Source organism: Brachybacterium sp. AOP29-B2-41 (assembly GCF_052378395.1).
Taxonomy (GTDB): Bacteria; Actinomycetota; Actinomycetes; order Actinomycetales; family Dermabacteraceae; genus Brachybacterium.
The window spans coordinates 26,014-46,928 of sequence record NZ_JBQSXR010000005.1; the positions used below are offsets into that span (position 1 = coordinate 26,014).

The 20,915-nt window shown below is 70.0% G+C and carries 20 protein-coding genes and 1 tRNA gene; 7 read left to right on the forward strand and 14 right to left on the reverse strand.

The window, feature by feature from the left end; genetic code table 11:
- Positions 1-576: 576 nt before the first annotated feature.
- The 3 genes from ACT3T9_RS06375 to ACT3T9_RS06385 are packed head-to-tail and all read right to left on the reverse strand — an operon-like array spanning position 577 to position 3,382.
- Positions 577-1,503: a 4-(cytidine 5'-diphospho)-2-C-methyl-D-erythritol kinase gene (locus tag ACT3T9_RS06375; protein WP_441445536.1), complete on the reverse strand. Its 927-nt coding sequence runs from the start codon at positions 1,501-1,503 to the stop codon at positions 577-579.
- Complete coding sequence (gene rsmA, locus ACT3T9_RS06380) at positions 1,503-2,411, reverse strand: 16S rRNA (adenine(1518)-N(6)/adenine(1519)-N(6))-dimethyltransferase RsmA (RefSeq protein WP_441445535.1); 909 nt, start codon at positions 2,409-2,411, stop codon at positions 1,503-1,505. Before rsmA ends, ACT3T9_RS06375 begins: the two co-directional genes overlap by 1 nt.
- Positions 2,408-3,382 carry a TatD family hydrolase gene (locus ACT3T9_RS06385; protein ID WP_441445534.1) on the reverse strand — a complete coding sequence of 325 codons (975 nt, stop codon included), beginning with the start codon at positions 3,380-3,382 and terminating at the stop codon, positions 2,408-2,410. Before ACT3T9_RS06385 ends, rsmA begins: the two co-directional genes overlap by 4 nt.
- A 321-nt stretch (positions 3,383-3,703) precedes the next feature.
- Between ACT3T9_RS06385 and rpmF the strand changes: the two genes are divergently transcribed.
- Positions 3,704-3,874 (forward strand): 50S ribosomal protein L32, encoded by a 171-nt coding sequence (gene rpmF / locus ACT3T9_RS06390; RefSeq protein WP_096799564.1) that lies wholly within the window; start codon positions 3,704-3,706, stop codon positions 3,872-3,874.
- A 259-nt stretch (positions 3,875-4,133) separates the two neighbouring features.
- On the opposite strand, the gene rsmI is transcribed toward rpmF, so the two are convergent.
- A complete protein-coding gene (gene rsmI, locus ACT3T9_RS06395; RefSeq protein WP_441445533.1) occupies positions 4,134-4,976 on the reverse strand; it encodes a 16S rRNA (cytidine(1402)-2'-O)-methyltransferase in 843 nt (280 codons plus the stop codon).
- A gap of 89 nt (positions 4,977-5,065) precedes the next feature.
- Here rsmI and ACT3T9_RS06400 point away from each other — a divergent pair, with 89 nt between their 5' ends.
- Both ACT3T9_RS06400 and malQ read left to right on the forward strand, forming a co-directional pair.
- The gene (locus ACT3T9_RS06400; RefSeq protein WP_444502601.1) at positions 5,066-6,673 is read left to right on the forward strand and encodes a dolichyl-phosphate-mannose--protein mannosyltransferase; all 1,608 of its coding nucleotides are present in this window, start codon (positions 5,066-5,068) and stop codon (positions 6,671-6,673) included.
- A gap of 45 nt (positions 6,674-6,718) precedes the next feature.
- Positions 6,719-8,842: a 4-alpha-glucanotransferase gene (gene malQ / locus ACT3T9_RS06405; protein WP_442331930.1), complete on the forward strand. Its 2,124-nt coding sequence runs from the start codon at positions 6,719-6,721 to the stop codon at positions 8,840-8,842.
- Here malQ and ACT3T9_RS06410 read toward each other — a convergent pair.
- From ACT3T9_RS06410 to ACT3T9_RS06425, 4 genes are all read right to left on the reverse strand, one after another.
- Positions 8,829-9,302, reverse strand: a complete 474-nt coding sequence (locus tag ACT3T9_RS06410; RefSeq protein WP_441445530.1) for an S-ribosylhomocysteine lyase — start codon at positions 9,300-9,302, stop codon at positions 8,829-8,831. The two genes, malQ and ACT3T9_RS06410, sit on opposite strands and share 14 nt — an antisense overlap.
- A 77-nt stretch (positions 9,303-9,379) precedes the next feature.
- On the reverse strand, positions 9,380-9,925 hold the full coding sequence (locus tag ACT3T9_RS06415) for a LysR substrate-binding domain-containing protein (RefSeq protein WP_444606162.1): 546 nt from the start codon (positions 9,923-9,925) through the stop codon (positions 9,380-9,382).
- Between the two features lie 90 nt (positions 9,926-10,015).
- The gene (locus tag ACT3T9_RS06420; RefSeq protein ID WP_444606163.1) at positions 10,016-10,885 is read right to left on the reverse strand and encodes an alpha/beta fold hydrolase; all 870 of its coding nucleotides are present in this window, start codon (positions 10,883-10,885) and stop codon (positions 10,016-10,018) included.
- 10 nt (positions 10,886-10,895) lie between these two features.
- The gene (locus ACT3T9_RS06425; protein ID WP_444606164.1) at positions 10,896-11,606 is read right to left on the reverse strand and encodes an alpha/beta fold hydrolase; all 711 of its coding nucleotides are present in this window, start codon (positions 11,604-11,606) and stop codon (positions 10,896-10,898) included.
- 190 nt (positions 11,607-11,796) lie between these two features.
- Between ACT3T9_RS06425 and ACT3T9_RS06430 the strand changes: the two genes are divergently transcribed.
- Both ACT3T9_RS06430 and ACT3T9_RS06435 read left to right on the forward strand, forming a co-directional pair.
- On the forward strand, positions 11,797-12,144 hold the full coding sequence (locus ACT3T9_RS06430; protein WP_441445526.1) for a hypothetical protein: 348 nt from the start codon (positions 11,797-11,799) through the stop codon (positions 12,142-12,144).
- 61 nt (positions 12,145-12,205) lie between these two features.
- Entirely contained in the window at positions 12,206-13,054 is an 849-nt protein-coding gene (locus ACT3T9_RS06435) for an NAD-dependent epimerase/dehydratase family protein (protein WP_442331925.1), read from the forward strand.
- Positions 13,055-13,171: 117 nt separating this feature from the next.
- On the opposite strand, the gene ACT3T9_RS06440 is transcribed toward ACT3T9_RS06435, so the two are convergent.
- Positions 13,172-14,146, reverse strand: a complete 975-nt coding sequence (locus tag ACT3T9_RS06440; RefSeq protein ID WP_444606165.1) for a LysR family transcriptional regulator — start codon at positions 14,144-14,146, stop codon at positions 13,172-13,174.
- A gap of 75 nt (positions 14,147-14,221) precedes the next feature.
- On the opposite strand from ACT3T9_RS06440, the gene ACT3T9_RS06445 reads away from it, so the two are divergent.
- Entirely contained in the window at positions 14,222-15,061 is an 840-nt protein-coding gene (locus tag ACT3T9_RS06445) for an aldo/keto reductase (RefSeq protein ID WP_441445523.1), read from the forward strand.
- Between the two features lie 62 nt (positions 15,062-15,123).
- The gene (locus ACT3T9_RS06450) at positions 15,124-16,056 is read left to right on the forward strand and encodes an aldo/keto reductase (RefSeq protein ID WP_441445522.1); all 933 of its coding nucleotides are present in this window, start codon (positions 15,124-15,126) and stop codon (positions 16,054-16,056) included.
- 81 nt (positions 16,057-16,137) lie between these two features.
- Here the strand turns inward: ACT3T9_RS06450 and ACT3T9_RS06455 are convergent.
- The 5 genes from ACT3T9_RS06455 to ACT3T9_RS06475 all read right to left on the reverse strand — a co-directional run bounded on the left by ACT3T9_RS06455 (position 16,138) and on the right by ACT3T9_RS06475 (position 20,883).
- Positions 16,138-16,210 (reverse strand) — tRNA-Ala (locus tag ACT3T9_RS06455).
- Positions 16,211-16,391: 181 nt separating this feature from the next.
- Complete coding sequence (locus ACT3T9_RS06460; protein WP_441445444.1) at positions 16,392-17,282, reverse strand: inositol monophosphatase family protein; 891 nt, start codon at positions 17,280-17,282, stop codon at positions 16,392-16,394.
- A gap of 107 nt (positions 17,283-17,389) precedes the next feature.
- Positions 17,390-18,700, reverse strand: a complete 1,311-nt coding sequence (locus ACT3T9_RS06465) for a D-arabinono-1,4-lactone oxidase (RefSeq protein WP_441445445.1) — start codon at positions 18,698-18,700, stop codon at positions 17,390-17,392.
- A 67-nt stretch (positions 18,701-18,767) separates the two neighbouring features.
- A complete protein-coding gene (locus ACT3T9_RS06470) occupies positions 18,768-19,988 on the reverse strand; it encodes an alanine racemase (RefSeq protein ID WP_444606166.1) in 1,221 nt (406 codons plus the stop codon).
- A gap of 1 nt (position 19,989) precedes the next feature.
- The gene (locus ACT3T9_RS06475; RefSeq protein WP_444592462.1) at positions 19,990-20,883 is read right to left on the reverse strand and encodes a hypothetical protein; all 894 of its coding nucleotides are present in this window, start codon (positions 20,881-20,883) and stop codon (positions 19,990-19,992) included.
- Between the last annotated feature and the right edge of the window lie 32 nt (positions 20,884-20,915).

The window sequence follows — 20,915 nt, forward strand, 5'->3', positions numbered from 1 at the left end:
GCAACTGCGAAGTGCGGGAACGGCACTATCCTGCTATTCACGGGCAGCATACGAAGCGGCCAGGCGGCCTCATCGAAGCAGGTCCAGATGTTGTACAACTGAGGGCGCCAAGACACCACATCCACACAGACATTTCCAATCGCTGCTTTCTCTTGCATTATTCACAGACGGAGCCATATAGTCACGTGGGACACGCACGACCGGCGTCCGGACACCGAAATAGCGATCCCTTTACCATCAACTTCGCAATCACAGATCGCACCGAGAGGAACAGCAGGTAGCCGCGGATGACCAGTTTGTCCGCGCTCGATGGGCACCTGGAAGTGCCCCGTACAGAACGAGGTCTCCGGCTACCGGTGGCGATGCTCAGCGCATTGGAAGGTGGCCAGCGCGTCGGAAGGTGGTCAGCGCATTGGAAGGTGGTCAGCGCGTTGGAAAATGGCCAGCGCGTTGGAAGATCGTGAGCCCCATAGAGCCCATGGAGTCCCAGCTCGATCGAGGCCCCGAAACGACGATCTCGCTGCCGGCAGAGTGAAGAGCCCCGACGCATAAGCGCGAGACTCCGTCGCTCGACGCTCAGCTCGCTTCGAGCACGCTCGCCCCCGGCGCGGAACCCCGCGCCACCAGGCAGCTCTCGACGAGTCCATCGCGCATCAGTCCCGCGGCGATTCCTCGGGCCTGCGCTTCGTCCTCGACCAGCACGGCGACCGTCGGCCCTGAGCCGCTGACCAGCGCGGCCGGCGCTCCCAGCCGTTCGGCGGCCTCGACCACCGGCTCCAGGCGCGGATGCAGCGCGAACGCTGCGGCCTGCAGATCGTTGTGCAGGGTATCCGCCAGCAGTTCGAGGTTCGCGCCGCTGAGCGCCTGCAGCTGCCGCTCATCCAGATCCGGCTGCTCGGGCAGTGCACGCCCGTTCGTCAACGAGATCTCGTCGAACTTCCGGAACACCTCCGGCGTCGAGAGGTGACCGCCGGGGACCGCGAGCAGCCAGGTCCATTCGCCATGGGTGAGCACGGTGGTGAGGTCGGTGCCGTTGCCGCGCCCCAGCGCCGTGTGGCCGAGCATCGCGAAGGGGACGTCGGCTCCCAGCTGCGCTCCGAGCTCGCGCAGCTTCTCGCTGCCGAGCCCGGTCCCCCACAGGCGGTCGAGCGCGACCAGCGTCGCCGCGGCGTCCGCCGACCCGCCGCCCATGCCGCCGGCGATCGGCACCTGCTTGTGGATGTGCAGCGCAGCGCCGACCTCCAGAGCGCATTCCTCACGCAGCAGCTGAGCCGCCCGCAGGGCGAGGTTGCTGCCATCCAGAGGGAGCTCTCCGGGGACTTCCGAGGTGAGCTCCAGGCTGAGAGTGCTCGCACGGGTCGCGGTGACCGTCTCGTAGAGGTCGACTGCCTGGAACACCGTGGCCAGGGAGTGATAACCGCGTCCGTCAACCCCGCCCACCATGAGCGACAGATTGATCTTCCCCGGGGCGCGGACGACCACGCGGTCCAGTGCGGACGGCATCAGAGGGCCTCACCCTCGGTCCGTGCCAGCCCCTGTTCCGCCCGGGCGATGGCCCGGAACTGATCGATCTCCAAGGTCTCGCCACGGGCGCCGGGGTCGATGCCGGCGGCGCGCAGGATCTGCTCGGAACGCGGTGCGGTCCCAGCCCAGCCGGCGAGCGCGGCACGCAGTGTCTTGCGGCGCTGGGCGAAGGCGGCATCGATGATCGTGAAGACCGACTCCCGCTCCTCGGCGGTGCCGAGCGGCTGCTCGTGCCGCACCAGCTCCACGAGCGCCGAGTCGACGTTGGGAACCGGCCAGAAGATCTGTCGGGAGATCTTCCCCGCATGCACGGCCCGCCCGTACCAGGCGAGCTTCACGCTGGGGCCGCCATAGGTGCGCGAGCCCGGGCCGGCGATGAGACGGTCCACCACCTCGGACTGCACCATCACGAGGGCCGAGCGGAGGGAGTCGAAGCGCTCGAGCATCGTGAGCAGGATGGGGGTGGCGACGTTGTAGGGAAGATTGGCGACCAGCGCGGTCGGCTCACCCGCTCGGGGCAGCGCAGGCAGCTCGGTCACCTGAAGGGCGTCGTCGTGGAGGAGCTGGAAGCGGTCGTCCTCGACGCCACGGGCACGCAGCGTGAGCGGGAGCAGCTCGGCCAGGCCGCGATCCAGCTCGACGGCGACCACGTCGGCCCCCGTCTCGAGCAGGCCGAGCGTCAGGGACCCCAGTCCGGGTCCTACCTCGAGCACCGCCTGCCCCGGCTCCACGTGGGCACGGCCGACGATGGTCCGCACGGTGTTCGGGTCCATCACGAAGTTCTGCCCGCGCTGCTTCGAGGGCCGGATGCCCGCGGCCTCGGCGAGGTCACGGATATCGCGCGCGGTGAGCAGGAGCCCTGCGCTGGGCGTCGTCTCGCCGCTCATGCCGCCACCTCCAGAGGCCATCGGTAGACATCCTGGGTGGTGGTGCGGATCGCGCGGCATGCCTGCTCCAGGTCGGTGCCCGTCACCTCGGCGATGGTGGCCATGGTGTGAGGGATCAGGTAGGAGGAGTTGGGTCGCCCGCGGTAGGGCACCGGGGTGAGGAAGGGTGCGTCGGTCTCGACCATCACCTGACCGAGTCCCACCTCCGCGAGCGCGGTGCGCAGGTAGCCGGCGCTGCTGAAGGTCACGGTCCCGGCGAAGGAGAGGAACCAGCCGCGATCCACGCAGGTGCGCGCGAACTCGGCATCGCCGGAGAAGCAGTGGAAGACGGTGCGTTCGGGGGCGCCATCGGCCTCGAGGACTTCGAGGACGTCGCGATGGGCGTCCCGGTCATGGATCTGCAGCGGCAGATCGAGTTCCCTGGCGAGCGCGATGTGGGCGCGGAACGACTCGATCTGGGCGGTGCGGGCCTGGTCGTCGTCCCGTGAGGTGCGGAACCAGTCCAGCCCCGTCTCCCCCACGACCACCATTCCGGGGCCGCGCAGCAGTTCGGACACCTCGGCGATCGCCTCATCCAGCCCCACCAGTTCACGGCCCTTTTGGTCCTTGCCCCGTGCATGGAGCGCCGCCTCGTTGGGGTGCACGGCGATACCGCCGCGCAGGGTGGGCGGGCATGTCTCCGAGGCGAGCAGTGCCGCGGTCCAGCGCACCGCCTCGAGATCTGAACCGATCGTGATCTGCGCATCGACGCCGACGGCGGCGGCCCGTGCGACATGGTCGAGCACGCTGAGCTGCTCGTCTCCGTCGGCGAAGTCGAGATGGCAGTGGTTGTCGATCACAGGGAAGGGCAGCGGCTCCGGGATCGCGGGCCAGGAGCGGTCACGCTTCTTCCCGCGAGGATCGATGTCCTCACGGTCGCGCACCGGTGGCGGGACCGCGGCGCCGGACGGGTTCTGGTGCTCAGACGGCATGCGACCATGGTAGGAGGATCAGGGTGAACCCAGGACCAACGGGGCGCCCCCGAGCCGCGAGCGTGACCAGACTGTGCCCGGTTCGGCCAGAGAGGGACCTCAAGCCGGCGCGCTGAGTGAGGTGCGACGCATCCCACCACTCCGGTGCGATAGCTCACGGGCCCGGAGCGAGCGGTGAAGGCCACGATGTGGCAAGATGAGTCGTCGTTGTGCGTCCTTTCGTGCACCCGAGCGCCCCGATTCCTCACGGACCGGGTTCGGGTCGCTGCTCGGGACGGGCGTCAACGCCAGTTCACCCTCCGGACCGTCAAGGAGCATCCCATGGCAGTGCCCAAGTTCAAGATGTCCCGTGCGCGCACGCACTCCCGCCGCTCGCAGTGGAAGGCCAACAACGCCGACCTCGTGCAGGTGACGGTTCGTGGCCGCACCGCTTCCGTGCCGCGTCGCCTCGCAAAGGCGTACCAGCGCGGCCTCCTCCAGATCGAGGACTGATCGACGTACTGCGAGCTTGCGAGCGGTAGGAAATCAGTCGAGTAGTCGCAGACTGATCTCGATCAAGGAGTGATCCGGCGCGGGCCCAGCCCGCTCCACCGAGATCTCCGCCGACGCCCCCGACAGCAGCTGCTGTCGGGGGCGTCGTCATGTTCGCTTCTGTTCGGTGGCAGCGATGATCCGCGCCCCGTCAGCCACGGAGTCGCGGCTGCGGTGCTGCAGCCGCAGTCCCTCACCGCGGCGAGTCAACCGCGATGCCTCAGCTGCGCCGCTTCAGCGCGAGGTCGTAGAGCTCACTCGCGCCGACCCCGGGATGCGCCCGGGCGAGCTCCTTGGCGGCATCCTTGAGCCGCTCCCCTGCCGCAGCCCGGGCCAGCACCTGCTCGACGAGGCTCTCAGCAGTGACGGCGGCGGGCTCGGCCCCTGCCACCACGAGCACCACCTCTCCGAGCACGTCGCCGTCGGCGGCCCAGGCAGCGAGCTCGGCCAGCGTGCCGCGCACGATCTCCTCATGGGTCTTGGTCAGCTCCCGGGCGACAGCGCCGCGGCGGTCCACCCCGAAGGCCTCAGCCATCGCGGCGAGCGTGGCGGCGGTGCGGCGCGGCGACTCGAAGAAGACCATGGTGCGCAGTTCGGATGCGAGCGGTTCCAGCGCTGAGGCCTTGCGGCCCTCGCGCCGCGGAGGGAAGCCCTCGAAGGTGAAGTGGTCCGGGGCGATCCCGGAGGCGGCCAGCGCGGTCAGCACCGCCGAGGGGCCGGGGATCACGGTGACCCGGAAGCCCGCCTCGGCCGCCGCCCGCACTGCCTCGAAGCCCGGGTCGGAGACCACCGGCATCCCGGCATCGGTGACGATCAGCACCCGCTGCCCTGCCGCGAGCGCTTCGAGCAGCACGCCCGTCCGTTCGGCCTCGTTGTGCTCGTGGTACGAGAGGATCCGCCCGCTGGTCTCCACCTCGAGATCGCGCACCAGGCGGGCGAGCCGTCTGGTGTCCTCGGCGGCGATCAGGTCCGCCTCGGCCAGCGCACGCATCAGGCGCACCGAGGCGTCGAGCGGATTGCCGATAGGGGTGGCGGCGAGGGTGAGGACTCCGGGTTCGAGCATCTGGCCATGCTAACCAGCCTGCGGCTCGCGGGCACTCCGCTGTCGCTCCCCGCGCGCCCCGCTGCTCCCGCCGGGTGATGTCCTAGCATGTGCGGGTGCACACGGAGGAGGAAGCCACCCACCGCGCCCCCGTCGAGGACGAGCCGGGCGCGCTGCTCGCCTCCTACCGTCGGCGGCTGAAGACCTTCGACCTGCCGCTGTCCCGGATGGCATGGGCCGGGGCGATGGCTGTGTTCGGGCTGGCACTGGTGCTGCGCCTGTGGGGCCTGGGGTCTGTCGAGGAGCTGATCTTCGACGAGACCTATTACGTCAAGGACGGCTACGCCATCACCCAGGAGGGTGTGGAGATGTCCTGGCCCGAGGAGCCGGACGCCGCCTTCGAGGCCGGGGATGTGGACTCCTACGAGCCCAAGGGCGCGTACGTGGTCCATCCTCCGCTGGGCAAGTGGCTGATCGGCGGCGGGATGCTGCTGCTGGGCGCGGACAACCCCTGGGGCTGGAGGATCTCCTCGGCGGTGCTGGGCTCGATCGCGGTGCTGCTGCTGGCACGGATCGGCCGACGGCTGTTCCGCTCGACCACCGCCGGTCTGATCGCGGGCCTGCTGCTGGCGATCGACGGGGTGTCCCTGGTCCACTCCCGCACCAGCCTGCTGGACCCCTTCTTGATGTTCTTCGTGCTCGCGGCGTTCGGTGCACTGCTGATCGACCGTGATCGCTTCCGCGAGCGACTCGCGCTGGCCTCGGCGGCGATGCACGCCAGCGCCGAGAGCGCCCCTCCGCTCGGGGTCTCAGGCGGGATCCGGCCCTGGCGCCTGCTGGCCGGCCTGCTGCTGGGGATGGCCTGCTCGGTGAAGTGGTCCGGGCTCTACTTCGTCGCGGTGTTCGGGATCATGACGGTGCTGTGGGACTGGTGGGCGCGCCGCACCATCGCCCAGCGCGACTGGCTGCTGGGCGGCCTGGTCCGGGATGCCGTGCCCGCCTTCCTCGCGATCGTCGGCATCGCGCTGGTCACCTATGTGGCGTCGTTCGCCGGCTGGTTCGCCTCTGCGGTCGGCTACAACCGCCACCTCACGGCGGAGCAGGACATGGCCACCGGCAACGGGGTGCTCGACTCGCTGTTGTCGCTGTGGCTCTACCACCGCCAGGCCTATTCCTTCCACGTCGGGCTGGATTCGGAGCATCCCTATGCGGCGCACCCTGCGGGCTGGCTGCTGCAGCTGCGCCCCACGAACTTCTACTACCGCTCCTACGAGTATGGGGAGCAGGGATGCGAGGTCGCCAAGTGCGGCGCGCACATCCTCTCGGTCGGCAATCCGCTGATCTGGTGGCTGGGGACGCTGGCGCTCCTGGTGACGCTGGTGATCGCGGTGGTCTTCCGGGATGGACGGGGCTGGGCAGCGCTGTCGGGAATCGCCGCCGGCTACCTCCCGTGGCTGATGTACACCGACCGCACGATCTTCACCTTCTACGCCGTGGCGTTCTCGCCCTGGCTGATCCTGTGCCTGGCCTATGTGATGACGCTGGTGATCGGTCCCGCCGGCGCGGACAGGGAACGACGGCTGGCGGGCGGTCTGTTCGTCGGCTCCCTGCTGGTGCTGATCGTCCTGGTCTCCGCGTTCTTCTGGCCGGTATGGACCGGCCAGGTGCTCGACGTCGAGCAGTGGCGGTACCGCATGTGGCTGCCGTCCTGGACCTGAGCCGACACGGTACGTCGCGGCAGCACCGGCCGCTACGATTGCCCCATGGCCCCAGATTCCTCAGCGCTGCGTGATCTCGCCCGCGACCTCGGTGTCAGCACCCAGTACTGGGGCTGGGACGGCACCCTCAAAGATGTCGCCGACGACACCTTGCACGCGATCCTCGGCGCGCTCGGTGCGCCCGCGAGCACCGAGGAGGACATCGCCTCCGTACGGCGCGCGCGTGAACGTGCCCCTTGGGAGCGCACGCTCCCCCCGGTGACCGTGCTGCGCGAGGACCGCGCCACCACGGTTCCCGTCCATATCGAGCACGGCACAGCGGTGAGCCTGCACCTGCGGCTCGAGGACGGCGGCCGCCGCGACCTCCATCAGGCTGAGGACCACACCCCGCCCTTCGAGCTCGACGGGACGCTGCGGGGCCGCGCACGCTTCTACGTGCCGCTCGGACTGCCGCTGGGCTGGCATCGACTGGTCGCCGAGACCTCGCAGGGCCCGGTCGAAGCGGACCTCGTGGTCACGCCCGCCCGGCTGACCGTCCACGCCGAGTACGCCGCCCGGCGCGCATTCGGGATCCAGGCCCAGCTGTACTCGGTGCGCTCGGAGCGCTCCTGGGGCATCGGCGACCTCGCCGACATGCGCGATCTCGCCGCGATCAGCGGCGCCCGCCACGGAGCAGACTTCCTACTGGTCAATCCCCTGCACGCCTCCTACCCGACCCCGCCTGTCGAGCCGTCCCCCTATCTGCCGGTCACCCGCCGCTTCACCAGTGCGCTGTACCTGCGCATCGAGGACGTCCCTGAGCACCGGGAGCTGTCCGACTTCGCCCGGCAGCGAGTGAGTCTCCTGCGCGAGGGCGTGTCCGACTGGAACGACCGCGTGGACCGCCTCGAACGCGACGAGGTGCTCACGGCAAAGCTGCAGGCGCTCGAGGAGCTGTTCGCGGTGCCGCTGACCGCGGGGCGCCGAGCGCTGCTGGATGCCTACCGTGCCCGTGAGGGGCAGGGGCTGGAGGACTTCGCGCTGTGGTCCGCGATCGCGGAGTCGGTGCGCGGCACGGCCGATGAGGCCTGCCTGCAGAACCTCGATGAGGCCACCCTCGAGCAGGCCCGTCGCGAGCTGTCCGGGCGGATCGACTTCCACGTCTGGACGCAGTGGCTGCTGGACGAGCAGATGAGCGCCGCCCAGACCGCGGCGCGCGATGCCGGGATGCGGATCGGGATCATGCACGATCTCGCCGTCGGGGTCGAGCAGATCGGTGCGGACTCCTGGCGGCTGCGCAACGTGCTCGCCGCCGGTGTCGGCGTCGGTGCGCCGGCCGATCAGTACAACCAGCAGGGCCAGAACTGGCATCAGCCGCCGTGGCATCCCGAGCGGCTGCGCGACGCCGCCTATCGGCCGTGGCGGGACATGCTGCGCACCCTGATGCGCCATGCGGGGGCGCTGCGGATCGATCATGTGCTCGGGCTGTTCCGGCTGTGGTGGATCCCTGAGGGTCATGGGGCGGCCGACGGCGCCTACGTCTCCTACGACCATGAGGCGATGATCGGCATCCTCGTCCTGGAGGCGCAGCGCTCGAACACCCTGGTAGTCGGGGAGGACCTCGGCACCTTCGAGCCGTGGGTGCGGGACTACCTCGTGGACCGCGGCATCCTGGGCACCTCGATCCTGTGGTTCGAGTACGACGGCGAGGGCCGTCCGCTGCGCGCCGAGGACTACCGCACCCTGTGCATGGCCTCGGTCAACACCCACGATCTGCCGCCCACGGCCGGCTACCTGGCGGGCGACCATGTGGCGCTGCGCCACGAGCTGGGACTGCTCGAGCGGGATCTCGCCGAGGAGCTCGAGGCTGACGCGACCGGTCGCGAGCAGGTGCTCGACGTGCTGCGCGGCGAGGGGCTGCTCGCCCCGGGCGCGGATATCGAGCAGACCGTGCTGGCCCTGCACCGCCACCTGGCACGGACCCCGTCGATGCTGCTGGGCGTCTCGCTCGTGGACTGCGTCGGTGAGCGGCGCATCCAGAACCAGCCCGGCACCGACGAGGAGTACCCGAACTGGCGGATCCCGCTGGCGGACGCCGATGGCACCCCGGTGTCGATCGACGACATCGCGACCGACGAGCGCACCGCGCGCCTGCTGGCGGCGGTGCGCGAGGGCATCAGCTCGCGGTGACCTGACCCCACTCGGCCCGCCGGTCGAGGAACTCGCGGGCTGCGGCCTGCGCACCCTCGAGGTTGTGGTGGGCGCCCCAGCCGCACTGGACCTCATTGGCGGCGGGCACCTCGGTCGCGGTCAGCAGATCCTGCAGCGTGGCCTCGAGGACGGGGGCGAAGCCCTCGGTGGAGTGGTCGCCCACCAGCAGCACGTAGAAGCCGGTGCGGCAGCCCATCGGGGAGACGTCCAGGACGTCGCCGGAGTGGTTGCGCATGTGCTCGGCCATCATGTGCTCGAGCGAATGGACAGTCTCGGACTCGAGGTGGGCGACATTGGGCTGGGTGAAGCGCACATCGAGCTTCGTCAGCACGTCACCACCGGGCAGCTCCTTGCGATCCGCGATGCGGAGGTAGGGCGCGGCGACGGTGCGGTGGTCGAGGTTGAAGCTCTCGACGTTCATGCGGGGCTGCTCGGTCATCGGTGATGCTCCTTCGTGGGCTCGTTCATGGGGCTGGGTCGAGGCTGGTTCGGGGCTGGGTCGGGGCTGGTTCTTGGTCAGCGGCTGGAACGTGAGGTCCGGCCGCGGACCACGCCGACGAATTGCTGGCGCACCGGATCGTCCGCTGCGCGCGGCCAGGCCAGGGCGATACGGGTGGGCTCAGCATCGTGCAGCGGCCGGGCGACGGCATCCTTGCGGTGGTGGAGCCGGGCGAGCGAGAGGGGGACGCGGGTGTAGCCGACTCCTGCGGCGACGACGGCGATCCGTTCTGCCGCGTCGTCGGGGAGGGCGGAGGGGATCTCGGTCTCGTCCACCAGGTCCTCCTCGCCGACCTCGTCGAGCAGGCTGAGCACATTCTCGGTGCCCACCATGATCGCGGCGCGCTCCTCCCACAGCGAGACCATGTGCAGCTCCTCCGCCACCAGCGGCAGACGCACGAAGCACATGTCGACCTCTCCTGCCGTGAGCGCCTCGTGCTGGCGCGAGAGCGGGACGGGGACCAGCTCGAGCCAGGCGTCCCGGTGGCCGGACTTCCATCGGCGCAGGAAACGGTCAGGTTCGACGCCGGGCACGAAGCCGACGCGCAGGGGGGTGGAGTGCATGCCCCCAGCCTACGGCTCCTCGGTCTGTTCTCTCTGCTCCTGCCAGGCTTGTTACGGCCTGCTCTACCGCTCGGGCTGCTCCCGCTGGGTCTAGTCCTGCTGGCTCTGCTCCCGCTGGGTCTGTTCCCGCTGGGCGCGGGCGAGCACTCGCAGCAGATCGGCGGTGAAGCGGCCGGGCGCCTTGAGGTTCACCATGTGGTCGCCGTAGGGAAGCAGCTCCAGACGGCCATGCGGGGCGGCTGCGACGAGGCTCCGCTCATGTGAGCGCAGGTGGTCGCTCCGGCCGTGCAGGAAGGTGACCGGAGCATCGATCCGGCGCAGATCGTCGTGCAGGTCCAAGGAAGCAACCGCGGCGAAGGCGGGGGCGATCACGGAGGCGTCCGCTCGGCCGCCGCGCAGGTAGGCCCGAGCTCCGTCCTGCCCGAGGATCCAGGTGAAAGGGTCACCGCTCCTGCCGCTGCGCATGCCCGGCACGAGATCTGTGCCCCGGATCAGTGCCCCGTACAGGCGGGCTCCACGCGGGCCAGGTTGAAGGGCCGCCCCGCAGGCGGTGAGCGAGCCGAGTGCCCCCGGGACTGCGGCGAGACGCGCGGCGACGTGGATCGCGAGCATGCCGCCGAGGGAGCTGCCCACCAGGTGCACCGGTTCGCCGATGCACTGGTGGCTGTGGAGGACTGCATCCTCGATCGCTGTCACGGCGGCCGGGAGCGTGAACGGCTCACCGCGGCGGGTGCCGTGGCCGGGCAGGTCCGGGGTGACCACCCGGTGCCCCGCGGCGCGCAGGGAGGGCAGCTGGAGGTCCCACTGGCTATGCGAGGTGCGGGTGCCGTGCACCAGGACGACCGGCCAGGGGCCCGGCAGCTGTGCCGCACCGTCGGTGGCGTCCAGCAAGGCGGCGTCAGCGGCATCCAGCGCGGCGGCGTCTGCGGCGTCCTTCGCGGCGGCGTGGTCTGTGTTCATTCCGTCATGCTCACACCAGCGCGCTCGCCCGTGCGGAGCGGTCCAGCAGCTTCGCGAACCGCTTCGGTCGGGAGAGGTTCGCGATATGACCGGCATCGGAGAGGATCACCAGCTCCGCATCCCGGGCGGCCTCGATGAACAGTGCCTCGTGGCGTCGGAACGGATCGTGCTCGCCGTTGATGAACGTGATCGGGACGTCGATCTCCGCGATATCTGCGAGCAGATCGAGACCGCCGATGAGCCGCACCACGGCACGGACCACCCCATGGGCGCGACCACCGCCGTAATAGCGCTTGGCCGCCTTGCGGGTGTGACGGCGGGCGAAGGCGCGGGCCACCCGGGCGTCGGAATCGCCGGGCAGCCAGTCCTTCATCGAGATCCACAGCCCGTAGAGCCGGGCCGTCGCGGGTCCCGGCACGATGGTGCAGTCCGCCGCGACCACCCCGGCCAATCGGCTCGGATGGGTGCCGGCCCAGTGCAGGGTCAGGTAGCCGCCGAGGGACAGCCCGACCAGCAGCGGACGCTCCGCGCACGCGCCGACGGCATCCTCGATCGTCGCCAGCGCACCGTCGAGGCTGAACTCCTCGTCACGACGACGGCCATGCCCGGGAAGATCCGGGGCGATCACCTCATAGCCCCGCTCGCGCAGCCGTCGCACCTGCCCCTTCCACATCGTCCGTGAGGAACGGATGGCATGGATCAGCACGATGCTCTGCGTCATGGTCGTCCGCTCCCCGCTCAGCCCTGCCCGCCGCACGATCTTCCCGGACGACAGCGTAGCGCCGTCCGCGCGGGCACCGGGAGGCCGGGCCACGCGCTCGACCAGATGAGCAGGAGGGTGAGCAGGGGGTGAGCAGGGCGGGTGAGCATGTCCCGTGAACAGGACGGGTGAGCACGGATAGCCTTCGCCCATGCCCAGCTACCGCATGCATGTGCCCATCGGGACGCTCCACCCCGGCTGCTCCCCCGGCGATGTCATGGAGCAGGCCGTGCTCGCCCTCGGCACCCTGCACGTGGTCGAGCAGAAGGAGGTGGAAGCACCTCTGGTGGCCGGACGACGGGTCGGGCGGGTGGCACTGCGCTTCGCGGTCGACGCGAGCGTTCGCAGCACGGAGGATGCTGTCGCGCGCCATGCCCTTGCGGTGGTCATCGAGCATCTCGAGGACACGGCCGCCCGCGTGGCCCCGGGCAGCGCCGTGGTGCTCACCCGAGGCATGGGCGGCCGGTTCCACCCGATTCCCACGACAGCCGGGGCCTGAGAGACGTCAGGCGTGCGGAATGCGGCCGATGGGGGCAATACCGATGGTGCATCATGAGCGCATGAGAATCGCAGTGACGGGAGGCTCGGGAAAGCTTGGACGCACGGTGGTCAGCAGCCTCCGTGACCACGGACATCTGGTCGTGAATCTCGACCAGTCAGGGGAACGGGGCTCCGGTTTCGTGCGCATCGACCTGCGCGATGCCGGCCAGGTGCTCGACGCGCTCACCGGCATCGATGAACAGGCACCTGAGGGGTTCGACGCCGTCGTGCACCTCAGCGCGATTCCGGCGCCGGGGCTCGCGACCAACACTGCGACGTTCCAGAACAACCTCCTCAGCACCTACAACGTGTTCAACGCCGCGATCAAGGCCGGCATCACGAACATCGTGACCGCCTCGAGCGAGACGGTGCTGGGACTGCCCTTCGACACCCCACCCCCGTATATCCCGGTCGACGAGGACTACGCGGCGCGCCCGGAATCGACCTACTCGCTCTCGAAGCACCTCGAGGAGCAGATGGCGATCGAGCTGACGCGCTGGCATCCGGAGCTGAAGATCATCGCACTGCGCTTCTCCAACGTCATGGATGAGGCGGACTACGCCGAGTTCCCGTCCTTCGATGCCGATGCGACGCTGCGCAAATGGAATCTCTGGGGTTACGTCGACGGCCGTGACGGCGCCGAGGCCGTGCGTCTCGCGCTCGAGCACCGGGCCCCTGGCTTCGACCGCTTCATCATCGCCGCCGCCGATACCGTGATGTCGCGCGACAACACCGAGCTCGTCGCCGAGGTCTTCCCTGATGTCCCCGTGCACGGCGACATCGCGGGCAACGGGACGCTGCTGTCGATCGACAGGGCCCGCACCGTCCTGGGCTTCGAGCCGAAGCACAGCTGGCGCAGACCGGTGTGAGGACCGGAGCCCCGTAACTCCAGAGCGCGGGCCCGGGCGGAGGAGTGCTCGAGCACGCGGCGTCGACGTCGTGCTGAGCCCTCCGGCTGAGGTCCTCCGGCTGACGCTGCGCTCGCCCTATCCGTCGATCGGCTGCGGGGCCCGCGCCTCGTCCGCCAGCTCGCGGGCGAGGGAATCTGGCTGATCGCAGAGGTCCGCGCCATCGGTTCCGAGACAGGTCTCCCCGAGCAGCTCGAGCAGCATTCCCGCAGGAATGTCCGTCCTCTCGTGCATCGGGCTGATCGCGCTGACGGTCCACTCCACGGAGGTCGCACCGGGCAAGGGCGCCTGACCCAGCCCCTCGGCCTGCGGCTTCGCCGCGACATGCTGCGGGACGATGGCGATGCCGAGCCCGCGCCTGACCAGGTCGAGCAGGGTGTGGACGTCGTTGACGCTGCAGCGCACCCGGCGGGAGATCCCATGCGCGGCCAGCAACTCATCGTTCAGCGTGCGCACACCCCAGGAAGCACCGAAGTCCACGAACGCCTGCCCGTCCAGCAGATCCCAGCTGAGCCCCGAGTGCGAGGCCAGCGGATGAGCAGGCGGCAGGAGCGCCACCAGCGGCTCATGGCCGAGCGGCAGATGCCGTACGGCCCCCAGATGCCGAGTGGTCGCGACGAAGGCGACGTCGAGGTGCCCGGTGCGCACGGCATCGACCAGCTCATGGGAACCGGACTGGACGAACTCTGTCTCCACCAGGGGATACCGGCGATGGAAGCGCTCCAGGAGTGCGGCGACGTCGACGAGGCCGAGGCACTGCTCGGCACCGACCCTCAGCGAGCCGGTGACGGTGCGGCTGACCCTGACCACGGCGTCGCGGGCCCGCGCCGCCTCATCGAGGATCGCCCGGGCGTGCGGGAGCAGCGCATAGCCCGCGGGGGTGGGCTCGACCCGGCGGGTGGTGCGGTCGAAGAGCGGCGTGCCGAGCTCCGTCTCCAGACTGCGGATCGCCGAGGACAGTCCCGATTGGGAGATGCCCGCGAGGTCCGCGGCGCGCGTGAAGTGCCGCTCCTCCGCGAGGGCGACCACATATTCCATCTGGCGAAGCTCCATTGACCACTCCTGCTTCTCAATCTCATCGATGCAAGCTGTTGGACGTGTAGATTACGCGCTTCTAGTCTGCCCTGCATGACATCAGTTCCCACCCTCACCCTGAACTCCGGCCACCGCATCCCCCAGCTCGGCTACGGCGTCTTCAAAGTTGCGCCGGCTGAGGCCGAGGAAGCAGTGAGCACCGCCCTGGAGCTGGGCTACCGGCATATCGACACCGCCGCGATCTACGGCAATGAAGAGGGCGTCGGCGCTGCGATCGCGCGCAGCGGCATCCCGCGCGACGAGCTGTTCGTGACCACCAAGCTGTGGAATGACCAGCAGGCGGGCGAGGCCCCGCACGACGCGATCCGCACGAGTCTGGAGAAGCTGGGCCTCGACTACGTCGACCTCTACCTCACGCACTGGCCGACCCCCGAGAAGAACACCTACTCCAACGCCTGGGAGAAGCTCATCGAGATCCGCGACGCGGGTCTCTCCCGCTCCATCGGGGTCTCGAACCATCTTCCCGAGCATCTGGATCGCATCGTCAAGGACACGGGAGTCGTCCCCGCTGTCGACCAGATCGAGCTGCACCCGGCCCATCAGCAGAGCGACATCCTGGCCTGGGGTGCCGAGCACGGCATGCACATCGAGTCGTGGGGCCCGCTGGGGCAGGGCAAGTACCCTCTGTTCGAAGCTCCGGCCGTCGCCGCAGCCGCAGCAACGCATGAGGTGTCTCCCGCTCAGGTGGTGCTCCGCTGGCACCTGCAGCGCGGCATCATCGTCTTCCCGAAGTCCGTGCACCGCGAGCGCATGGCCCAGAACCTCGACGTGTTCGGCTTCGAGCTCACCGCGGACGAGGTCTCCAGGATCGACGCCCTCGATCCTCGTGACGGCTCCGGACGCGTGGGCGGCCACCCGCTCGAGGTCAACTGACCGCCCCGCCTTCCGCGAGCAACCTCCACCCCACACGACGACCAAGGGACACGATCTCGACCATGAAGACCTTCACACTGCCGGGCACGGACATCACCGTTCCCAATGTGACCCTGGGACTGATGCGCATCCAGGACAAGACCGATGACGAGGTGCGGACCCTGATCCGTACCGCTCGGGAATCCGGCATCAGCTTCCTCGATCACGCCGACGTCTACGGCTCCGACCTCCACGGCTGCGAGCGACGCTTCGCCGAGGCTCTCCAGCTCTCCGCGAGCGAGCGTGCCGACTGGGTGATCCAGACGAAGGCCGGGATCGTGCCCTCGGGGCCCTACTTCGACTTCTCCTACGAGCACATCATCGAGTCCGTCGAAGGATCGCTCAAGGCCCTGGGCACCGACTACATCGACATCCTCCTCCTGCACCGGCCGGACGCGCTGGTGGAGCCCGAAGAGGTCGCTCGGGCCTTCGACGAGCTCGAGGCCGCGGGCAAGGTCCGTGCCTTCGGAGTCTCCAACCACACGCCCCGCCAGATCGATCTGCTGCGCAAGTTCGTGCGGCAGCCGATCGTCGCCAATCAGGTGCAGCTCTCCATCACGCACTCACCGCTGATCGCCCAGGGCGTGGCGGCCAACATGCAGGCGCTCGATCAGTCGATCACCCGCGACGACGGCCTGATCGACTACTGCCGGCTCCACGACATCACGCTCCAGGCGTGGTCGCCGTTCCAGGCCGGGTTCTTCAACGGACCGTTCCTCGGCTCGCCGGACTATCCGGAGCTGAACGAGGTCATCGATCGGCTCGCGGCGAAGTACGACGTCCCCGCGATCGCGATCGCCGTCGCCTGGATCACGCGCCATCCCGCTCGGATGCAGGTCGTCCTCGGCACCACCACGCCGCAGCGGGTGGCTGATGCGGCGCTCGGCTCCGAGGTTCCTCTCGAGCGTTCGGAGTGGTACGACCTGTTCCGCGCTGCGGGGTACACGGTCCCCTGAGCCCGCCGGCACACATAGCAGAAGCGGCCTCTGCCTGGATGAACTTCCAGGTCAGAGGCCGCTTCTTCGATCGATCTGCGGTGGAGCTAGGGGGATTCGAACCCCCGACCTTCTCATTGCGAACGAGACGCGCTACCAACTGCGCCATAGCCCCATGTCGCTGGGCGACCCCGATAGATTAGCATCGCGGCTGCGGTGCTGTCGCATCGTGATCCGCGCCTTGACGAAGGTCACAGGGGAGGTCACAGCGGAGGTCACAGCGGCGGTCACAGGGGAGGTTGCAGAGGAGGCAAGGCGGCGTTCGCAGCGTTCACCCGGCGCGCACCGCGCCGAGCTCACCGCTGCGCGTCGCGCAGCTCCTGGAGTTCCTCCTGCACGGTGTCGAGCACCGCGAGGCGCTCCTGCCCGGTGCAGGCCACATAGGCGGGCTGGAGGTGGTCGGGGCGCTCCACACCGTCGTCGCCGGGCCAGGTGCGCAGCGAGCCACCGGCGCGGCGCAGGATGTGGAAGCCGGCCGCCACGTCCCAGGAGTTGATCGCGGTCAGGGCCGTCGCGTCGGCCCAGCCGGCGGCGACATAGGCGAGCTCGAGCGCCGCCGAGCCGAGATGCCGCACCGCGGAGACCTCGTCCTCGAGGGAACGGAGGGAGCGTGCCGCATAGTCGGGGAACTGGGAGCCGACGCGCTGACCGGGGAACCCTGCCAGCACCAGGGCGTCGGGCGCCGGCCGGGTGGCGCGTGGGCGCAGCACTCGACCGTTCAGGGTCGCGTCACCATCTGCCGCGGCGAACACCTGGCCGAGCACCGGAGCGTCGATCACGCCGGCGACCAGCTCGTCACCGATCGTCACACCGATCGAGATGCAGAACAGCGGCAGGCCAGCGGCGAAGTTGCTGGTGCCATCGATGGGGTCCACGTAGAAGCTGACCGCCGGCTCGTCACTGGTGTCTCCGGCAGGCTGCTCGGCGGGACGCTCCCCGCCCTCCTCGCCGACGATCCGGGCGCTGGGCAGCAGCCGTCGCAGCTCGGAGACGATGATCTCTTCGCTCGCCCGGTCGTGCTCGGTGACGATGTCGTGGCTGGAGGTCTTGTACTCGCGGGCCAGGCCGTCGCGGTCCAACCCGCGGATGTACTCGGCTGCCGCGAAGGCTGCGGCGGTCGCGATGTCCAGCAGGTGCGAGGGCGAGGGGACGGCGGCGGACGGGGGACGGGGCGCGTTGGTGTTCATCGCGGCCAGGCTAGCCCGCACCGCGCGGTCCCGGGCGGGAGGACGGGGTGCGGACAGCCGGCCCCTGGGCCACTCTCCGGCTGTGTCCTCCCGCCGAACTCCCCCGCTCACCCCAGCAGGTGGCGCAGGTACGGGCTCATCAGCAGACCGTCGGGGTCCGCGGCCTCGCGCACGGCCCGAAAATCGTCGAAGCGTGGATGGAGCCGGGCGAGCTCACGGGCACCGAGCCAGTGCTGCTTGCCCCAGTGGGGGCGGGCGCCGAAGTTCGCGAGAGTCCGTTGCACCAGCAGCAGGTACGGGCCCGCCTCCTCTGCGTGATAGCGGTGAGCGGCGAGATAGACGGTGTCGCGCTGATAGGCGGTGGACAGCCACACGTCATCGGCCGCGGCGCGGCGGATCTCGAGCGGGAAGGTCACGCGAACGCGCTCTGACTCGATACGGGAGCGCAGCGCCACGAAAGCCTCCTCGAAGCGCTCCGCGGGCAGGGCCCATTCGGACTCGTGGAACCGCACTCGCCGCGGTGCCGCGTAGACGGTGGCGGAGTCGTCGACCACCCGGGAGCCGGCGAACGAGCGTGAGGCGATCTCGGCGACGGGTCTGCTCAGCCGCGGCACCAGAGCCGCTGCGCGGCACAGCAGCTCCCAGGCGCCGTTGCCGAGCACCTCCTGCTGCAGGAGCTCAGCCGCCCGAGCGGGGCGCTCCCGCAGGGCATCGGCCGGCAGCCGATGCATGGTGCGCACGGTCGCCCGGTCGGTGCGGGGGAACCAGAAGATCTCGTGGTGGTCGTTCCTGAAGGAGTCCGCGAGGAAGGATCCGACGGCGGGGTCGAGCGCCCGGGTGCTCTCGACGAGCTCGAGGCGGTAGGCCGGCACGCACTGCAGGGTGACCTCGAGCACCACCCCGATCGTGCCGAGCCCCAGCCGTGCCGCCGCGAAGAGCTCGGGGTCCCTGGTCGGGGAGGTGTCCACGACCGAGCCGTCCGTCAGCACCAGCCGCAGGGCGCGCACCATCCCCGCGAAGCCCGTGAAGGTCGCTCCGGTGCCATGAGTGCCGGTCTGGATCGCCCCGGCGATCGACTGCCGGTCGATGTCCCCCATCACCGACAGCGCGAGCCCGTAGGGGGCCAGCAGCTCGGCGACCGCCCACAGCCGTGTTCCGCCGCGCAGCGTGACCAGCCCGGTGGCCGGGTCCGCGCTGACCAGACCCTGGTAGCCGTCGAGGCTCAGGGTGATCCCGTCGGTCGCGACGAGCGCGGAGAACGAGTGCCCGCCGCCGAGCACCCGCAGGGAGCAGCCGCGGGCGCGGGCGGCGTGCACCGCCTCGACCACCCCGTCCTGTGAGGTGGGGCGCAGCTCCTGCTGCGGAGTCCAGCGCACAGCTCCGCTCCAGGTGCGCATCGACGTGCTGCTCGTCCTCATCGGCCGCTCCTCCGGGGCTCGCTGGATGGTCCGCCCGCGGCCCGGAGGGCACCGGTGCGAGAAGGGTTCAGAGGAAGACTGCACCCTCACCGCGGTAGGTGGGGAGGAAACCGGAGATCTCCTCGCCCTGCACGAGGACGTACGCCGCGAAGTGCTCGGCAGGTTCGCCCGCCTTCGCATGCCGCAGCCAGACGGTGTCCCCGACGCGGAGGGCGTCGGCCGCGGGACCGATGACGGGAGTCTGCACCTCCCCCGCCGCCTCCTGCGGGGCGAAGGCGAGGCCGGGTGGATGCGCGATGGTGGGCAGGCGATCCTCCGCCGGCACACCGCTGGCGATCCAGCCGCCGCCGAGCAGGGTCGCGACCCCCGGGGCCGGCCTGCGCACCACGCTCACGCCGAGCAGCAGCGCGGCATGCGGGGTGAAGTCCCGGTAGTGGTCGAACAGCCCCGGACCGACCAGCCCGGAACCGGCGGCGATCTCCGTGACGGCTCCTTCCGCGGCGGTGGACTCGATCGAACCGGTGCCGCCGCCGTTGACGAACTCGAGCTCGACGAGATCGCTCACCGTGGCGACCACCTCTGCGCGTCGGGCAGCGACGTCTGGGCGGGAGAGGCGCTTCATGGCCCGCACCGCGGCACCGTACGGGGTCGCGGCCGCGTCGGTCACCCCGGCGATGTGCCCCTCATACGCCATCAGCCCCACCAGGGCGACTCGTGGCCGGGCCAGCACCTCGCGGGCGAGAGCGACGGCCTGATCGACGCTCCGCACGGGTGACCGCAGCGCTCCGAACCGCAACCCGGGAAGACCGGGAAGAGGGGCATAGGAGACGTCGAGCTCGAGCGCGATCCGGATTCGCCGCCCTCCGACACGGGGGTGGAGATCAGCGGTGGCATCCAGGATCAGGTCGAGCTGCGCGGACTCGTCGACCATCAGCGTGATGGCGTCCAGGGCCTCCGGGCGGGTCGCGAGGCGTCGCAGCGCCCCGCGCTCGGCAGTCGGGTAAGCGACGACGACGTCCCGGGCGCCGTGGTGCACGAGCCACAGCGCCTCAGGGAGTGTGAAGGCGAGGATGCCCGCGTACCCGGGCCGGGCGAGCACCCGCTCGAGCAGGCCTCGCACTCGCAGGGATTTCGAGGCGACGCGCAGCGGGGTGCCGGCGGCGCGGCGCGCGAGGTCCGCGGCATTGGCGTCGAAGGCGTCGAGGTCGAGCACCGCGACCGGCCGCTCGTGGATGCCCGTGCGAGCGAGCAGCTCGTCGAGGTCCTCGAGACGGCGGCCTTCGAGCATCTCAGGCCCGTCGGCGGGCGAGGATCTCGTCGAGATGGAGGTCCTGGGCTGGTGCGAAGGTCTCGTCGACCGCCTCGAGCTCCTCGACCTGTCCGCTCTCCAGCGGCACCGAGGTGGCCAGCATGCTCTGACGATGGGCGGCATGGCGGGTTGCGAGGTCGTCCACCTCGCCGCGCAGCGTGTAGGTGGGACGGGGCACAGAGCGGGGAGTCCACTCCCCCGGCCGGGTGGTCTGCTGGAGGGCGCGCTCGGCGGCATCCTCGAGTGGAGTGCTCTCGGCCGGTGCAGAAGAAGCGACGGGCTCGACGGCGTCGACCACCGTCGCCGGGGTGGTCGAGCTGTCCGCTGCAGTCGCACGGCGGCGGGCGGTCTCCTGCTCAGCTCGCTCCTGGCGGGCGCGGGTCGCGGCGAAAGTCTGCCGGGACCTCCGCTCGAGCTCGCTTCGGCGCAGCCCCACCAGGTAGATCGCGGTGCCGGTCAGCGCGATCACCGGCAGCCACCAGGTGACGGTCTCGGCGACGGCGAGGCCGATCAGCACTGCCGTGACGAGAAGCATGCCGACCAGCACGAGGCGCAGCAGACGGCGGGAGCGGGCACGCTCCTGGACAGGGTCGATGCGGGTACCCGGCTCGGCATCGAATCGGGGACGACGCGTGGGATCGGCGGGGCGCAGGAGCAGACGGTCCTGAGACATGGGCGGGTTCACCTCGGTAGGCATGCGGCGGGCGTGGACGGCCGCGGAGAGGTCCCGCGCCTGGGAGGTCATCTCGGCCTCGTCCGCGGCGCGGGCACGGCCCATCACCTCACGACGGCTTGCTGTGCGCGGCAGGGCATAGGCCAGCCACAGCAGCAGCAGGATGCCGAAGAGGACGGCTCCAAGATTGATCGACTCCACACCCACACACTAATGACACGACTGTGATTCCC

What these genes read in the sequence shown, in the direction of transcription:
- ACT3T9_RS06375 (WP_441445536.1), bottom strand. Translation starts at nt 1,503, where the DNA reads ATGCCGTCCGCACTGGACCGCGTGGTCGTCCGCGCCCCGGGGAAGATC.
- rsmA (WP_441445535.1), bottom strand. Translation starts at nt 2,411, where the DNA reads ATGAGCGGCGAGACGACGCCCAGCGCAGGGCTCCTGCTCACCGCGCGC.
- ACT3T9_RS06385 (WP_441445534.1), bottom strand. Translation starts at nt 3,382, where the DNA reads ATGCCGTCTGAGCACCAGAACCCGTCCGGCGCCGCGGTCCCGCCACCG.
- rpmF (WP_096799564.1), top strand. Translation starts at nt 3,704, where the DNA reads ATGGCAGTGCCCAAGTTCAAGATGTCCCGTGCGCGCACGCACTCCCGC.
- rsmI (WP_441445533.1), bottom strand. Translation starts at nt 4,976, where the DNA reads ATGCTCGAACCCGGAGTCCTCACCCTCGCCGCCACCCCTATCGGCAAT.
- malQ (WP_442331930.1), top strand. Translation starts at nt 6,719, where the DNA reads ATGGCCCCAGATTCCTCAGCGCTGCGTGATCTCGCCCGCGACCTCGGT.
- ACT3T9_RS06410 (WP_441445530.1), bottom strand. Translation starts at nt 9,302, where the DNA reads ATGACCGAGCAGCCCCGCATGAACGTCGAGAGCTTCAACCTCGACCAC.
- ACT3T9_RS06415 (WP_444606162.1), bottom strand. Translation starts at nt 9,925, where the DNA reads ATGCACTCCACCCCCCTGCGCGTCGGCTTCGTGCCCGGCGTCGAACCT.
- ACT3T9_RS06420 (WP_444606163.1), bottom strand. Translation starts at nt 10,885, where the DNA reads ATGAACACAGACCACGCCGCCGCGAAGGACGCCGCAGACGCCGCCGCG.
- ACT3T9_RS06425 (WP_444606164.1), bottom strand. Translation starts at nt 11,606, where the DNA reads ATGACGCAGAGCATCGTGCTGATCCATGCCATCCGTTCCTCACGGACG.
- ACT3T9_RS06430 (WP_441445526.1), top strand. Translation starts at nt 11,797, where the DNA reads ATGCCCAGCTACCGCATGCATGTGCCCATCGGGACGCTCCACCCCGGC.
- ACT3T9_RS06435 (WP_442331925.1), top strand. Translation starts at nt 12,206, where the DNA reads ATGAGAATCGCAGTGACGGGAGGCTCGGGAAAGCTTGGACGCACGGTG.
- ACT3T9_RS06440 (WP_444606165.1), bottom strand. Translation starts at nt 14,146, where the DNA reads ATGGAGCTTCGCCAGATGGAATATGTGGTCGCCCTCGCGGAGGAGCGG.
- ACT3T9_RS06445 (WP_441445523.1), top strand. Translation starts at nt 14,222, where the DNA reads ATGACATCAGTTCCCACCCTCACCCTGAACTCCGGCCACCGCATCCCC.
- ACT3T9_RS06450 (WP_441445522.1), top strand. Translation starts at nt 15,124, where the DNA reads ATGAAGACCTTCACACTGCCGGGCACGGACATCACCGTTCCCAATGTG.
- ACT3T9_RS06460 (WP_441445444.1), bottom strand. Translation starts at nt 17,282, where the DNA reads ATGAACACCAACGCGCCCCGTCCCCCGTCCGCCGCCGTCCCCTCGCCC.
- ACT3T9_RS06465 (WP_441445445.1), bottom strand. Translation starts at nt 18,700, where the DNA reads ATGAGGACGAGCAGCACGTCGATGCGCACCTGGAGCGGAGCTGTGCGC.
- ACT3T9_RS06470 (WP_444606166.1), bottom strand. Translation starts at nt 19,988, where the DNA reads ATGCTCGAAGGCCGCCGTCTCGAGGACCTCGACGAGCTGCTCGCTCGC.